The following is a 16,199-nucleotide window of genomic DNA, read 5'->3' on the forward strand; positions in this document are numbered from 1 at the left end:
GCCGACCAGGAGTACCGTGCCGCTTATGGACGGCACAACGGGTGTGTGGATTCTGGGCGGCTATCAAAGCGACTTCGCCCGCAACCTCACCAAGGAAAACCGCGACTTTGCGGACCTAACCGCTGAGGTGGTCCCGGGCACGCTGGCCGCGGCCCATATTGATGCCGCCGACATCGGGGTCGTACATGTCGCCAATGCCTTCGGCGAGATGTTTGCTGGGCAGGGCCATCTGGGTGCGATGCCCGCGACGGTGTCCGATGGCCTCTGGGATACCCCGGCCTCCCGTCATGAAGCGGCGTGCGCGTCGGGCAGCGTGGCAACGTTGGCCGCGATCGCCGATCTGCGATCGGGTTTCTACAACAGCGCGCTCGTCGTCGGGCTCGAGCTGGAGAAGACGGTGCCCGGCGACACCGCGGCACAGTATCTGGGCGCGGCGGGCTGGACCGGACACGAGGGTGCCGAAGCGCGTTACCTGTGGCCGTCGGTGTTCACGCAGGTTGCCGACGAATATGACCGACGCTACGGCCTGGACGACACGCACCTGCGCAGCATCGCCCAACTCAACTACGCCAACGCGCGCCGCAACCCCAACGCCCAAACTCGGGGATGGACGATCCCGGATCCAATCACCGACGACGATGCCACCAATCCCATCACCGAAGGCCGGCTGCGGCGGTTGGATTGCAGTCAAATGACCGACGGTGGCGCGGGATTGGTCCTGGTCAACGATGCCTATCTGCGCGACCATCCGGGTGCGCGCCCGATCGGCCGCATCGACGGCTGGGGGCATTGCACCGTGGGGCTGGGTCTGCAACAGAAACTCGACCGCCCGGCCCAAGGTGAGTCGGGTCAATACGTGCTGCCGCATGTGCGGAAAGCGGCGCTCGACGCCTTGCGCCGCGCACACGTGAGCCTCGATGACCTCAACGGGTTCGAGGTCCATGACTGCTTTACCCCCAGCGAGTACCTGGCCATCGACCACATCGGGCTGACCGGCCCGGGGGAATCGTGGAAGGCCATCGAAAACGGTGAGATCGAGATCGGCGGACGTCTGCCCATCAACCCGAGCGGAGGACTGATCGGTGGCGGCCACCCGGTCGGAGCTTCCGGCGTACGAATGCTGCTCGATGCGGCCAAGCAGGTCAGCGGCGCGGCCGGCGACTATCAGGTTGAGAACGCGACCAAGTTCGGCACGCTGAACTTCGGCGGCAGCACCGCCACCACCGTCAGTTTCGTTGTCAGCACAACCAAGGACGCATGACATGGATGTCGAGATCGTCGGTAAGTATCTGTCCACTCTTCCCGAAGACGACGACCACCCATATCGCACCGGGCCGTGGCGGCCGCAAACCACCGAATGGAACGCTGACGACCTGACCGTGGTCGAGGGCGAGATCCCCCATGACCTCGACGGCATCTACCTGCGCAACACCGAGAATCCACTGCATCCGGCATTCAAGACCTATCACCCGTTTGACGGAGACGGCATGCTGCACGTGGTCGGCTTTCGTGACGGAAAGGCCTTCTACCGCAACCGTTTTATCCAGACGGATGGTTTCCAGGCGGAAAACGAGGCGGGCGAACCGCTGTGGCCCGGACTGGCCGAGCCAATACAACTGGCCAAGCGTGACCAGGGCTGGGGTGCTCGCACGCTGATGAAGGACGCGTCCAGTACCGACGTCATCGTGCACCGGGGCATCGCACTAACCAGCTTCTACCAGTGCGGGGACCTCTACCGGGTGGATCCGTCGTCGGCCACCACGCTGGGCAAAGAGACCTGGAGCGGACACTTCCCGTTCGACTGGGGCGTATCCGCGCATCCCAAGGTCGACGGCAAGACCGGCGAGCTGCTCTTCTTCAACTACAGCAAGCAAGAACCGTATATGCGCTACGGCGTTGTCGACCAGGACAACGAACTGGCGCACTACGTCGACATCCCGCTGCCCGGGCCCAGGCTGCCGCATGACATGGCCTTCACCGAGAACTACGCCATCCTCAACGACTTCCCCCTTTTCTGGGATCCGCAGCTGCTCGAACACAACCTTCATCTGCCGCGCTTCTACCCGGACATGCCGTCGCGCTTCGCGGTGATTCCCCGCCGGGGCAGCACTGCCGACATCCGGTGGTTCGAGGCGGATCCGACCTTCGTCCTGCATTTCACCAACGCTTACGAGGAAGGCGACGAGATCGTGCTCGACGGCTTCTTCGAGGGCGCGCCCCACCCCCTCGAAACCAGCGCCAGCAGCACCAAGTGGGAAAAGCTGTTCCGCTTCCTGGCGCTGGATCGCCTGCAGACCCGATTGCACCGATGGCGGCTCAACCTGGTCACCGGCGCGGTCAAGGAAGAACGGCTGTCCGAGTCCATCACCGAGTTCGGGACCATCAATTCCGACTATGCCGCCCGCCAATATCGCTACGCCTACGCGGCGACCGGTAAACCGGGCTGGTTCCTGTTCGACGGTTTGGTCAAACATGATCTGTTGACCGGCAATCAGGAAAGCATTTCGTTTGGGGAAGGTGTCTATGGCAGTGAGACCCAGATGGCTCCACGGGTGGGCAGTTCGGCCGAAGATGACGGCTACCTGGTAACCCTGACCACCGACATGAACGACGACGCCTCGTATTGCCTGGTCTTCGACGCCGCCCGAATCGCCGACGGCCCGGTGTGCAAACTGGAACTGCCGGAACGCATTTCCAGCGGAACCCATTCAACATGGGTGCCGGGTAATGAATTGCGCCGCTGGCACCATGCCGACTCGGCGCCCAGCGCTATCGGGCTCTAACCGCCAAGGAACGGACATGAAGCGACGCCGGCACACCCATTGGCCCCATGAACTTGCCTCGATCGGCGCCATGCGGTTTGCTCGCCGCTCGTCGAACTTCGAAGAAACCGTCCGGTTTTACCGCGAACTGGTGGGCCTTCCACTCTTCGAGACGTTCGGGGACAGTTTCGGCAGCAACGGCGCGATATTCGGGCTACCCAGCTGGAATCTGACGCTCGAGATCGTCGAGTCGGTCGACACCGTCGCGGTCGATCACCACGAACAGCTATGCCTTTACTTCCCCGACCAGCCCGCACAGCAAGCGGCTATCGCACGCCTCAGGGAGGCGGCGATCGAACCAGTCCAGCAGCACCCGTACTGGGAAGCCGTGGGAGCGGTCACCTTCCGTGATCCGGATGGACGCGAGGTGGTGTTCGCACCCTTCGTGTACGGAGTCAACGAACCCGGTGAAAGCGCCGCGTCGGGAACTCACGAATTCCCTTCCGGCTGAGGACTTTAGCGCGTCGATCGACCGCCGAACGCGGCGGCGGCCACCGCCCACAGCGAGCATGCCACCGCGCACACCGCACTGCCGATACCAACATAGAGCCCGTACTCCGCCGACACCGGTGGATTGACGTTGAGTTTGTAGTACCACGCCGCGAGCGCCACGATGAGCAAGGAAATAACCAGGGCAGCAATCGAAGAGAGCCTGACCGACAGACCGCGGCCCACCATGGCGCCAGCCACCAGTAGCGTCGAGGACAGCAACACGATCAGCTGGCCGGCGCCGAAGCCGGTCGGTAGTTCCAGGTTGCCGTGCGCAACGCCGATGGCATTCGCCCAACCCCCGCCACCAACCGCCGTGGTTAGCCACGGCATCCAGGCGCTGGCTCCCATGACCGCGGCAAACAGGGCGACCAGCCAACCAGGGCGCAACCGGCGAGTCATGATTGCGAGATTAGTCGAATGCCACCTAGGCCCGGGCAACCGACCGCCGGGCCAGCGTGGTGTCGTCGGGCTAGGCCCGCAGTGACGAGAGGTTGAAGTTCGCCCCGGTCGGATCGCTGGCCGCGGCCAGCCGGCCGTAGGGCGTGTCTTCGGCGCCGCGCACCACCGCTCCACCGTTGTCGGCGATCATCCGCAGCGTTTTGTCGACATCCTCGGCACCGAAGAAGATGCTCCACTGCGATGGCACCCCCTCGGGCAGCAGCCTAGCGCCGTCCATCACCCCGAGGAGCTGTTCACCGTCGAAGGACGCGGTGGTGTAGCGGAATTCGTCGGTGTCACCGACTTGTTCGGTTTGCCACCCGAAAAGTCGGCGGTAAAAGTCGATCGCGGGGTGGTAGTCACGGGTCGTCAATTGGTGCCAGACCGCAGCGCCCGCCTCACCGATGATCTCGAATCCACGGTGCCCAAGCGGCTGCCACAGCCCAAAGAACGCGCCGGCCGGGTCGGTCGCCATGCTCATGAAGCCCTTGGCGGGTATCTCCATGGGGTCCACGCACCTGGAGCCGCCCGCTGCGGTCACCGCGGCGGCCGCCGCGGTGATGTCAGCGGTGTGGAAGTAGGTGGTCCAATTGTCCGGCGCCTGCCACTCGGGATTGTTGGCCATCAGGCCGGCGACCGGATGGCCGTTACGGGCGGCATTGACGTAGCCCCCGTATTCGGGTCCCGCCGACTCGAACGTCCAGCCGAAAACCGTGCCGTAGAAGTCTTGGGTGCGGTCGATGTCTGATGTCGTCAGGTCGATCCAGCAGGGGGCGCCTAGCGGCGCGGCGTTACGGATGGGCACGATGACCTCCCTAGTGTGTGGGCCCGGATGCGGGTTCACAGATATGGACCACGACCGATCCAGAAACTCATCGGCAGTCGCGAAGTTTAACCCGATCCGCCATCGATGAGGGGCCGTCATCACCCACCCCTGATCACCGAATGGCGTTCTAGTACTTACGCATCCGCGCTGACCAGCTTGACCCAGGCCACCCTGACGAGCATTCTCTTCGATAACGCGCCGCGGTGGTCCTATCCCCCTGGCAGGCGACCGGAAGGGCAACCCGTGGACATTTGGCAGATCTTTTGCGATCTGGCGCAGGAAACGTGGCTGGAGCATTCGCGGGAGTTGGCTGAGTGGCTACTCGAACGAGAAAGGTCGGTAGCAAGCTCCGCGGAGGGCCGGCGCGGATCCAGCGTTTGCGGTTGGACTATGCGATTGATGACCGCTCTGGAGCTATCGCTTGGCGACGGGCCCCCGGACAACGGCGATCGCTTGGCGGCCAGCGGCGCCAAGTTCGATGAACTCAGTGCCCAAATCGCCGCTCTTGGCCCCGACGACGGCTGGCAGGGCCTGGCGGCGCAGGCCTACCTAGCCCAAAACCTCGCACAGTCACAGCGCGTGAAGCTGATGGGCGATCTCGACCATGAAACCAGCAAGCTGGTTTCCGCCCAAGCCAAAGCGATTGAAAGGGTTCGCGATGTCCTGATCGTAGAGAGGATCGCGCTCATCGGTACCTTCGCGCTTTGCCTTTGGTATGAACTGGCAGATGGCCCCGAAGGCCAAGCTCTTTCGATGGAAGTCGCGATAGCCGCATGCGCGGTTGCGTTGATCGTCCTGAGCGGCTTCCTGGTCGATCTGTGCAACACCACATCCCAGGACCACAGTGAATTGCATTCCGCGACACAAAAATTGACCGACATGCTGGCGACCCTGCCAACTCTGTCCGACCCGGTTCCCGGGCTGGCGGGTGCGCCCCTGCCGCCGTCACATTCCGATCCGGAATTCGATGTCGCCGGTCTGTTTGACCGCACCGGGCAGCTCCCCGAGACAGCTGAGATCTCGGTGGCTTTGGCCGACTTACCCGGCTCTGTTGAATTCAGCGTGCCCACGCTGCCGGGCCCCGGCTTTCCCGATTTCGGTGCACCCGACTTGCCCGTCCCCGGCTTGGCCGGATTGCCGACACTGCCCGAACCGGCCGCCTTGGCCACGCCACCCGCGATGGCTCAGCTAGCCGCACCCTTGCGCCGGCTCACCGGGCTCTCGGGGACAACCGGAGCGCTCGCCAAACTCACCAACACAGCCAGCCAACAGGCACAGTTAATCGCCGCACTGACCCACGACAGACCCGGCACCGCGGAGGGCCCCACCGGCGCTCCGCGCGCTCCGGTGGGCGCCAGGGCCGGGAACCCAGGAGGGCCCCAGCAGCGCGTCCAATAACGCACCTGAGCACTCGAAGTTGCCTTCCGCGGGCCCCGACGGAACGGATTTCGGCCTCCGCGTCAACAAGGTGGCTACGCGCCCGCGACGTGCGCCCGGAGCCGCCTCGGGTTAGCCGGCGGCCGACGGGGCGAATACGGTGACGAAGTTCCGCAGCGATGCGTTGATATCGGTGCGCAGCGCCGCGGCGACGACCATGCCGATCGGACCGAACAGAGCCGGCCCACCAAGGTGCACGTCGAAGCTGACGACCGAGCCTTCTTCTCCGGCTGCAACCTTGGCCATCAGCTTGACCTTGACGCCGCCGACCCCGTCACCGTTGAGGGTCATGCCTTCCGGCGGCTGGTAGCGCACGATGGTCCATTTGATGCGGTTGTGCATGCCCTTGACCTGCACGATTGATTCGACGACCGCACCCTTTTCGAGGGTTTCGGGCAACGTGCTGCGCCACACTCGGTGGATCGTCAGCCACTCCTTGAAGCGGGAGAGATCGGATGCGTGCATCCATGCCTCGTCCGGAGACAGCGGCACGTCGATCGACCCGGAAAGTTTCGCCATGTGATCAGTTCTGCTGCTCGCCCGCGGCGCCGGGACCAGCGACTTTCTTGGCCCCCTCTTGCACCTTGTGGATGGTGTCGGAGTACTTCCCCTCGGTCTTCTCGTCGACGAATTCGCCGGCCTTGTCGATCACCGTCTCGACCTTGTCGGCGTTCTGCGCCAGCAGGTCTTTCGCCTTGTCCAGGATTCCCATGTGCAACCGTCCGTTTCTCTCGGGGATGGTCAGCGTCTGCCCGGAAACCCTACTTGTCAGCGTCAGTGATGTGACCGGTGACTACCGCACTCGACAGCCGGTTAGGGCACCGAGCCCTCGAGGAAAAGACCGGACAGTTGACTGCCGACATTCCCGATACCGGAGATAACGCCTGCTATCGTCAGGCCAAGGTCGCTGGTGTTGCCGAGGCCAGAGGTTGCGCCACCCAGGTTGGTGATACCCGAGAGGAGGCTGCCGCCATAGTTCTGCAGTCCGGAGGCATAGGAGCCGAAGTTCCACACTCCGGAGAGGGTGTCGCCGACGTTGCCGAAGCCCGATACACCCCCGGGACCCGAGTTGAAGAATCCCGACGACGGGCTACCGGTCGCGTTGCCGAAGCCAGGCGCCGTCGGCAGGTCGAGAATCGGAATGGAGATGGGGCCGATGCCCGCGCCGATCGCGGTATTGAGCAAGGTGGAGTCGCTGCCCAGCGAAAGAACGATGGGGATTCGGCTGATGGGGATGTCCGGAACCACGATGGGACGCACCTCGGAGTCAAGCGGCAGATCCAACGTGATCGGTAGCCCGTCCACGTGGACGTCGAAGCTGACATCCGTATTCGGGATGTGGACGCTGACCGTCGCCCCTCCGGACTCTCCATCGACATTGAGGTGCAAATTCACCGGTATCGGTGTGGCGGCGCTCCCGACCCCGTGCACTGTGAAGGACTGCACGGTGAGGCCGGTGATGGCGCCGGTGATGGGGATGTTGAGAATTCCGCCTCCACCGATGGTCAGCGGGATCTGCGGGATGGTGATGGTGTAGTCGGCGCCGATCAGGCCTTGGCCGGTGCCGCGCCAGAAGAAGCCGTTGTTCATGTCCCCGGAGACAAACGCCCCGGTATTGATGTTGCCGCTGTTGCCCAGCCCGGTGTTGGTGTCCCCGGTGTTAAACCAGCCGGTGTTCACATGACCCGGGTTAAACGAACCCGTGTTGTAGGCACCGGCGTTGAACCCACCAGAGTTGTAGGCACCCGCATTACCCCACCCCGTGTTGGCCAGCCCCGAGTTGAACCAGCCCGTGTTGGTCAAACCCGCATTCGCGATCCCGGTGTTGAAACTGCCCGAGTTAGCAATCCCGAAGTTGCCCGACCCAGAGTTGAAGAACCCGATATTGCCGTCACCGGAGTTGAACAACCCCACATTCCCGCTCCCGGAGTTCCACCCACCAAACCCAACCTGATGATCCCCGCTCAGCCCAATCCCAATGTTGCCCGACCCCTGATTCCCAAACCCGAAATTACCCACACCCGTGTTACCCCACCCGATGTTCCCCCCACCGGTATTCCCCCACCCCCAGTTACCATCCCCGGTATTCGCCCCACCCACATTGGCCCCACCCACATTGGCGCCACCCACATTGCCATCACCCACATTGGCCACACCCACATTGCCATCACCCACATTGCCAACACCCACATTGGCGCTACCCACATTCGCACTACCCAGGTTCGCATCACCCACATTGGCGCTACCCACATTCAGCCCACCATGGTTAGCCACACCGAGACCAAACACACTGATCTTGTCGGCCCCCTGCGAGAACAACCCCGCCAAACCATCACCCACATTGCCCACACCCGAACCCATACTCGGAATCGTGTTCACCCACCCCGACACCCCATCACCAAGGTTGAACACACCCGAACCCAACGCCCCCACATTGCCCACACCCGAATACCCCACACCCCCAGACGCAAAGTTCCACCACCCCGAACCACCACCCACATTCCCAAAACCAGACGAACTACCCGTACCGCTATTGAAGAACCCCGACGACGGCGCACTAGTCGTATTCCCAAACCCCGCCACCGCCGGCACATGCGCCACCGGAATCACCACCGGACCCACACCCGGACCCGACAACGCCAACTGCAACGACTCCCCCGGCCCCCCCACCATCAAATCCACCTGCGGACCCGTAATCGTGATCGGATCCACCACAATCGGCCCAATCGTCCCGGTCAGGCTGTTTCCGTCGACCGGATTGAGGTGTATCGGGGGCAGCATGAATTCGCTCAGTCTGATCTCGCCAAGATGGCCGGATAGCGGGATGTCCAGCGGCACTTGGACGTTAAAGCCCACTGCGATCTCGGGGATGGTGATGGTGTAGTCGAAGCCGATTTGGCCTTGAGCGTCCCCGCGCCAGAAGAACCCGTTGTTCTGACTGCCCTGGTTGAACCCGCCGGTATTGAGGTGACCGCTATTGCCGAACCCGGTGTTGAGGTTCCCGGTGTTGGCCCACCCCGTGTTGGTATCACCCGCATTGAGATCCCCGGTATTGGAAGCACCCGTGTTGAAACTGCCCGAGTTGTAATCACCCGCATTACCCACCCCGGTGTTCAACACACCCGAGTTGAACACCCCGGTGTTGTAGCGCCCCGCGTTGAACAACCCCGTATCAAACTCACCCGAGTTACCCACACCCCAGTTACCGGTCCCGGAGTTGAACAACCCCACATTCCCATCCCCGGAGTTGAACAACCCCACATTCCCACTCCCGGAGTTCCAGCCCCCAAACCCCACCTGACCACTACCGGTCAGCCCGATCCCCAGATTATTGCTCCCACTATTCCCAAACCCGATATTCCCCAACCCACTATTACCGAAACCAACGTTATAGTCACCCGCATTACCAAACCCAATATTGTACGAACCCAAGTTCCCCGGCCCGAAATTATACGAACCAATATTCCCCGAACCCAGGTTGAAACCACCCCAGTTCCCAGAACCAAAGTTCAGGCCACCAACATTCCCAAACCCAACATTCCCATCACCGAGATTACCCCCACCAACATTCCCATCACCCACACTCGCAAACCCAACATTCCCCACACCCAAATTCCCCAACCCAGCATTAAAAATGCTCATCCGGTCCGGACCCGCGTAGAACAACCCCGACAGACTGTCACCCACGTTGCCCACACCCGAGGTCCCCAGACCCGAACTGTTGGTGTTCTTCAACCCCGACAACACATCACCCATATTGGTGAACCCCGACAACCCGGTGCCAAAGTTCTCAAAACCCGACGCATGCGACGCGACGTTGCCCCAACCCGACACCGTGGCACCGAAGTTACCGAACCCCGACACACCATCCCCAGAATTAAAGAAACCCGACGACGGCGCACCACCGGAATTCCCAAACCCCGGAGTCGGCGACAAATGAAAAACCGTCACCGTGAGCGGTTCGATACCACCGTCAATGCTCACATCGAACGGTGTTTCGTCGCTACCGATCACAAATTCATTGAATGTGATGGGATTGATGGTGATCTCCGGCGTACTGATCACACTGAGCTCGTCGTTGATGTCGACCTTGATGGCAACCGGCAGACTAGGCAGTTCAAAGCTCAGGCTGGTGCCGGGGATGTCGATCGTGGTCGCTTTGGTGTCTCCCAGCAGGGTGAAGTGGGCGATGAGCGGGATCCCACCGCCGCCCTCACCGCGCAGCCCGAATGGCTCCACCTTCAGGTTGCTGATCTCGCCGGTGAGAGGCAGTTTGAGAATCCCGCCTCCACCAACGGTGATCGGGATGTGGGGGATGGTGATGGTGTAGTCGGCGCCGATCAGGCCTTGGCCGGTGCCGCGCCAGAAGAAGCCGTTGTTCATGTCCCCGGAGACAAACGCCCCGGTATTGATGTTGCCGCTGTTGCCCAGCCCGGTGTTGGTGTCCCCGGTGTTAAACCAGCCGGTGTTCACATGACCCGGGTTAAACGAACCCGTGTTGTAGGCACCGGCGTTGAACCCACCAGAGTTGTAGGCACCCGCATTACCCCACCCCGTGTTGGCCAGCCCCGAGTTGAACCAGCCCGTGTTGGTCAAACCCGCATTCGCGATCCCGGTGTTGAAACTGCCCGAGTTAGCAATCCCGAAGTTGCCCGACCCAGAGTTGAAGAACCCGATATTGCCGTCACCGGAGTTGAACAACCCCACATTCCCGCTCCCGGAGTTCCACCCACCAAACCCAACCTGATGATCCCCGCTCAGCCCAATCCCAATGTTGCCCGACCCCTGATTCCCAAACCCGAAATTACCCACACCCGTGTTACCCCACCCGATGTTCCCCCCACCGGTATTCCCCCACCCCCAGTTACCATCCCCGGTATTCGCCCCACCCACATTGGCCCCACCCACATTGGCGCCACCCACATTGCCATCACCCACATTGGCCACACCCACATTGCCATCACCCACATTGCCAACACCCACATTGGCGCTACCCACATTCGCACTACCCAGGTTCGCATCACCCACATTGGCGCTACCCACATTCAGCCCACCATGGTTAGCCACACCGAGACCAAACACACTGATCTTGTCGGCCCCCTGCGAGAACAACCCCGCCAAACCATCACCCACATTGCCCACACCCGAACCCATACTCGGAATCGTGTTCACCCACCCCGACACCCCATCACCAAGGTTGAACACACCCGAACCCAACGCCCCCACATTGCCCACACCCGAATACCCCACACCCCCAGACGCAAAGTTCCACCACCCCGAACCACCACCCACATTCCCAAAACCAGACGAACTACCCGTACCGCTATTGAAGAACCCCGACGACGGCGCACTAGTCGTATTCCCAAACCCCGCCACCGCCGGCACATGCGCCACCGGAATCACCACCGGACCCACACCCGGACCCGACAACGCCAACTGCAACGACTCCCCCGGACCCCCCACCATCAAATCCACCTGCGGACCCGTAATCGTGATCGGATCCACCACAATCGGCCCAATCGTCCCGGTCAGGTTATTGCCGTTCAGGTAGAGCGTGGGGATCGTGAAGGTACCCACCTTAATCACGCCGAGGGTGGCTGCCACCGGGATGTTGATGGGTATGTTCGCGTCGATGTTCAGCCCGATTTCCGGGACGGTCAGCGTGTAGTCGAAGCCAATTTGGCCTTGAGCGTCCCCGCGCCAGAAGAACCCGTTGTTCTGACTGCCCTGGTTGAACCCGCCGGTATTGAGGTGACCGCTATTGCCGAACCCGGTGTTGAGGTTCCCGGTGTTGGCCCACCCCGTGTTGGTATCACCCGCATTGAGATCCCCGGTATTGGAAGCACCCGTGTTGAAACTGCCCGAGTTGTAATCACCCGCATTACCCACCCCGGTGTTCAACACACCCGAGTTGAACACCCCGGTGTTGTAGCGCCCCGCGTTGAACAACCCCGTATCAAACTCACCCGAGTTACCCACACCCCAGTTACCGGTCCCGGAGTTGAACAACCCCACATTCCCAGCCCCGGAGTTGAACAACCCCAAATTCCCACTCCCGGAGTTCCAGCCCCCAAACCCCACCTGACCACTACCGGTCAGCCCGATCCCCAGATTATTGCTCCCACTATTCCCAAACCCGATATTCCCCAACCCACTATTACCGAAACCAACGTTATAGTCACCCGCATTACCAAAACCAATATTGTACGAACCCAAGTTCCCCGGCCCGAAATTATACGAACCAATATTCCCCGAACCCAGGTTGAAACCACCCCAGTTCCCAGAACCAAAGTTCAGGCCACCAACATTCCCAAACCCAACATTCCCATCACCGAGGTTACCCCCACCAACATTCCCATCACCCACACTCGCAAACCCAACATTCCCCACACCCAAATTCCCCAACCCAGCATTAAAAATGCTCATCCGGTCCGGACCCGCGTAGAACAACCCCGACAGACTGTCACCCACGTTGCCCACACCCGAGGTCCCCAGACCCGAACTGTTGGTGTTCTTCAACCCCGACAACACATCACCCACATTGGTGAACCCCGACAACCCGGTGCCAAAGTTCTCAAAACCCGACGCATGCGACGCGACGTTGCCCCAACCCGACACCGTGGCACCGAAGTTACCGAACCCCGACACACCATCCCCAGAATTAAAGAAACCCGACGACGGCGCACCACCGGAATTCCCAAACCCCGGAGTCGGCGACAAATGAAAAACCGGGATGGTGACCGGGCCGGCTCCACCACCGATGTGGACGGTCAGTGGCGAATCCTCGTTACCGATCATGAACTTGTTGAAATTAATGGGGTTGATCGCGATCTCCGGCGCGACAATCGCTCCGATTTCATTATCAATCGTGACACCCAGGTTAAGGACCGGAATTGAAGGTATCGGTACGGTGACGTCCTTGTCGATGGGTTTGGGTATGTGAACGTCGACGCCGATTTCGTTGGTGTCGGCACCAAGGATGGTGACCTGTAGATCAAGAGGTATGCCAGTGGTGCTGGTTCCGACTCCGTGCACCATGAAGGGCTGCACGGTGAGGCCGGTGATGGCGCCGGTGATGGGGATGTTGAGAATTCCGCCTCCACCGATGGTCAGCGGGATCTGCGGGATGGTGATGGTGTAGTCGGCGCCGATCAGGCCTTGGCCGGTGCCGCGCCAGAAGAAGCCGTTGTTCATGTCCCCGGAGACAAACGCCCCGGTATTGATGTTGCCGCTGTTGCCCAGCCCGGTGTTGGTGTCCCCGGTGTTAAACCAGCCGGTGTTCACATGACCCGGGTTAAACGAACCCGTGTTGTAGGCACCGGCGTTGAACCCACCAGAGTTGTAGGCACCCGCATTACCCCACCCCGTGTTGGCCAGCCCCGAGTTGAACCAGCCCGTGTTGGTCAAACCCGCATTCGCGATCCCGGTGTTGAAACTGCCCGAGTTAGCAATCCCGAAGTTGCCCGACCCAGAGTTGAAGAACCCGATATTGCCGTCACCGGAGTTGAACAACCCCACATTCCCGCTCCCGGAGTTCCACCCACCAAACCCAACCTGATGATCCCCGCTCAGCCCAATCCCAATGTTGCCCGACCCCTGATTCCCAAACCCGAAATTACCCACACCCGTGTTACCCCACCCGATGTTCCCCCCACCGGTATTCCCCCACCCCCAGTTACCATCCCCGGTATTCGCCCCACCCACATTGGCCCCACCCACATTGGCGCCACCCACATTGCCATCACCCACATTGGCCACACCCACATTGCCATCACCCACATTGCCAACACCCACATTGGCGCTACCCACATTCGCACTACCCAGGTTCGCATCACCCACATTGGCGCTACCCACATTCAGCCCACCATGGTTAGCCACACCGAGACCAAACACACTGATCTTGTCGGCCCCCTGCGAGAACAACCCCGCCAAACCATCACCCACATTGCCCACACCCGAACCCATACTCGGAATCGTGTTCACCCACCCCGACACCCCATCACCAAGGTTGAACACACCCGAACCCAACGCCCCCACATTGCCCACACCCGAATACCCCACACCCCCAGACGCAAAGTTCCACCACCCCGAACCACCACCCACATTCCCAAAACCAGACGAACTACCCGTACCGCTATTGAAGAACCCCGACGACGGCGCACTAGTCGTATTCCCAAACCCCGCCACCGCCGGCACATGCGCCACCGGAATCACCACCGGACCCACACCCGGACCCGACAACGCCAACTGCAACGACTCCCCCGGACCCCCCACCATCAAATCCACCTGCGGACCCGTAATCGTGATCGGATCCACCACAATCGGCCCAATCGTCCCGGAGAGCGCGGTTCCGTCCAGGTGCAGCGCGGGAATCGTGAAGCCCGGCACGCTGATGATGGGCTCACCATCTATGAGCGTCCCGATCGTGCCTCTTAGCGGGATATTGAGCGGGACGTCGACGTTCAGTCCTAGCCCGATCTCGGGGATGGTGATGGTGTAGTCGAAGCCGATTTGGCCTTGAGCGTCCCCGCGCCAGAAGAACCCGTTGTTCTGACTGCCCTGGTTGAACCCGCCGGTATTGAGGTGACCGCTATTGCCGAACCCGGTGTTGAGGTTCCCGGTGTTGGCCCACCCCGTGTTGGTATCACCCGCATTGAGATCCCCGGTATTGGAAGCACCCGTGTTGAAACTGCCCGAGTTGTAATCACCCGCATTACCCACCCCGGTGTTCAACACACCCGAGTTGAACACCCCGGTGTTGTAGCGCCCCGCGTTGAACAACCCCGTATCAAACTCACCCGAGTTACCCACACCCCAGTTACCGGTCCCTGAGTTGAACAACCCCACATTCCCATCCCCGGAGTTGAACAACCCCACATTCCCACTCCCGGAGTTCCAGCCCCCAAACCCCACCTGACCACTACCGGTCAGCCCGATCCCCAGATTATTGCTCCCACTATTCCCAAACCCGATATTCCCCAACCCACTATTACCGAAACCAACGTTATAGTCACCCGCATTACCAAACCCAATATTGTACGAACCCAAGTTCCCCGGCCCGAAATTATACGAACCAATATTCCCCGAACCCAGGTTGAAACCACCCCAGTTCCCAGAACCAAAGTTCAGGCCACCAACATTCCCAAACCCAACATTCCCATCACCGAGGTTACCCCCACCAACATTCCCATCACCCACACTCGCAAACCCAACATTCCCCACACCCAAATTCCCCAACCCAGCATTAAAAATGTTGGTCCGCCCGGGGAAATCGATGATGGCCGTCTGCACCGCCCCCGCCGCCGCCGCGGCGGGGCTCTGCAGCACCTGGGTGAACGGTGTCAGTGCCGCCACTGCCGCTGACGCCCCGGTGTGGTAGCCGAACATGGCGGCCACATCCTGGGCCCACATCTGTTCGTATTCGGCCTCGACCGTCGCGATCGCGGGAGCGTTGAAGCCCAGCAGGTTGGATGTCACCAATGACACCAACTGCGTCCGGTTGGCCAACACCGCCACCGGATGCACCGTCGCCGCTACGGTGGCCTCAAAGGCCGCCGCCGCGATCCGGGCCTGGCTGGCCGCCTGCCCTGCTTGCACTCCGGTCGATGCCAGCCAACCCAGATAGCCGCTGGCGACGTTTGCCATCGCGGCAGAGGCCGGCCCCTGCCAGGAAGAACCGGTGAGCGCGGAGGTCACCGAGGAGAAAGCGGCAGCCGCCGATCCCAACTCGCCAGCCAGTCCATCCCAGGCCGCTGCCGCGGACAACAGCGGGCCCGACCCGGCACCGCTGAATATCCGAGCCGAGTTTATTTCTGGTGGCGACACCGAAAAACTCATCGCCGCAGCCCTTCTCAGGCGGCCGCCAAGCCGGAGGCCACCTGCCCATCGCAGCCCCCCCGACAACCCGACGATCCACGGGATCCACCCGGTCGTCGCCCATTGGCTGGTATCGCATCAGCATACGGCGGTTACCACGGGGACACGGGAACTTTAACAAAAAACTGTGACCAGTGGTCATAAACCGGGTCATTCACTCGAAATGTAAACTCTTTGTACAGAATCGTCGCTTTGGCCGCCCGGACACCATTTTGTCCACATCACCAATTTGTCGCGCGGCCGCGCGACTCGAGCTAGCGCGAGTCGAGAAGAAGAATCAGATTCGCAGCTACCAGCGAATCGAGGCC

9 protein-coding genes are annotated in these 16,199 nt (G+C 61.4%); 4 read left to right on the forward strand and 5 right to left on the reverse strand.

Translation table 11 applies throughout. The features are described from left to right. Nucleotides 1-25 precede the first annotated feature (25 nt). Genes CCUG20998_RS22885 through CCUG20998_RS22895 form a run of 3 tightly spaced genes read left to right on the forward strand, consistent with a single transcriptional unit; the run spans nucleotide 26 to nucleotide 3,273 of the window. Entirely contained in the window at nucleotides 26-1,261 is a 1,236-nt protein-coding gene (locus tag CCUG20998_RS22885; protein WP_020729621.1) for an acetyl-CoA acetyltransferase, read from the forward strand. Between the two features lies 1 nt (nucleotide 1,262). Continuing rightward, on the forward strand, nucleotides 1,263-2,783 hold the full coding sequence (locus CCUG20998_RS22890; protein ID WP_020729620.1) for a carotenoid oxygenase family protein: 1,521 nt from the start codon (nucleotides 1,263-1,265) through the stop codon (nucleotides 2,781-2,783). A gap of 16 nt (nucleotides 2,784-2,799) precedes the next feature. Beyond that, nucleotides 2,800-3,273 (forward strand): VOC family protein, encoded by a 474-nt coding sequence (locus CCUG20998_RS22895; protein ID WP_012396158.1) that lies wholly within the window; start codon nucleotides 2,800-2,802, stop codon nucleotides 3,271-3,273. Nucleotides 3,274-3,278: 5 nt separating this feature from the next. On the opposite strand, the gene CCUG20998_RS22900 is transcribed toward CCUG20998_RS22895, so the two are convergent. After that, entirely contained in the window at nucleotides 3,279-3,713 is a 435-nt protein-coding gene (locus CCUG20998_RS22900; protein ID WP_012396159.1) for a hypothetical protein, read from the reverse strand. Between the two features lie 70 nt (nucleotides 3,714-3,783). Continuing rightward, nucleotides 3,784-4,557 (reverse strand): VOC family protein, encoded by a 774-nt coding sequence (locus CCUG20998_RS22905; protein ID WP_020729619.1) that lies wholly within the window; start codon nucleotides 4,555-4,557, stop codon nucleotides 3,784-3,786. Nucleotides 4,558-4,977: 420 nt separating this feature from the next. Between CCUG20998_RS22905 and CCUG20998_RS22910 the strand changes: the two genes are divergently transcribed. Continuing rightward, nucleotides 4,978-5,976, forward strand: a complete 999-nt coding sequence (locus tag CCUG20998_RS22910; RefSeq protein ID WP_231389724.1) for an EspA/EspE family type VII secretion system effector — start codon at nucleotides 4,978-4,980, stop codon at nucleotides 5,974-5,976. A 111-nt stretch (nucleotides 5,977-6,087) separates the two neighbouring features. On the opposite strand, the gene CCUG20998_RS22915 is transcribed toward CCUG20998_RS22910, so the two are convergent. The 3 genes from CCUG20998_RS22915 to CCUG20998_RS22925 all read right to left on the reverse strand — a co-directional run bounded on the left by CCUG20998_RS22915 (nucleotide 6,088) and on the right by CCUG20998_RS22925 (nucleotide 15,852). After that, complete coding sequence (locus tag CCUG20998_RS22915) at nucleotides 6,088-6,534, reverse strand: type II toxin-antitoxin system Rv0910 family toxin (RefSeq protein WP_020729617.1); 447 nt, start codon at nucleotides 6,532-6,534, stop codon at nucleotides 6,088-6,090. Nucleotides 6,535-6,538: 4 nt separating this feature from the next. Continuing rightward, nucleotides 6,539-6,727 (reverse strand): antitoxin, encoded by a 189-nt coding sequence (locus CCUG20998_RS22920; RefSeq protein WP_011738542.1) that lies wholly within the window; start codon nucleotides 6,725-6,727, stop codon nucleotides 6,539-6,541. A gap of 101 nt (nucleotides 6,728-6,828) precedes the next feature. Beyond that, on the reverse strand, nucleotides 6,829-15,852 hold the full coding sequence (locus tag CCUG20998_RS22925) for a PPE family protein (RefSeq protein ID WP_116269149.1): 9,024 nt from the start codon (nucleotides 15,850-15,852) through the stop codon (nucleotides 6,829-6,831). Between the last annotated feature and the right edge of the window lie 347 nt (nucleotides 15,853-16,199).

Origin of the sequence: Mycobacterium marinum (assembly GCF_003391395.1) — a bacterium.
Classification (GTDB): domain Bacteria; phylum Actinomycetota; class Actinomycetes; order Mycobacteriales; family Mycobacteriaceae; genus Mycobacterium; species Mycobacterium marinum.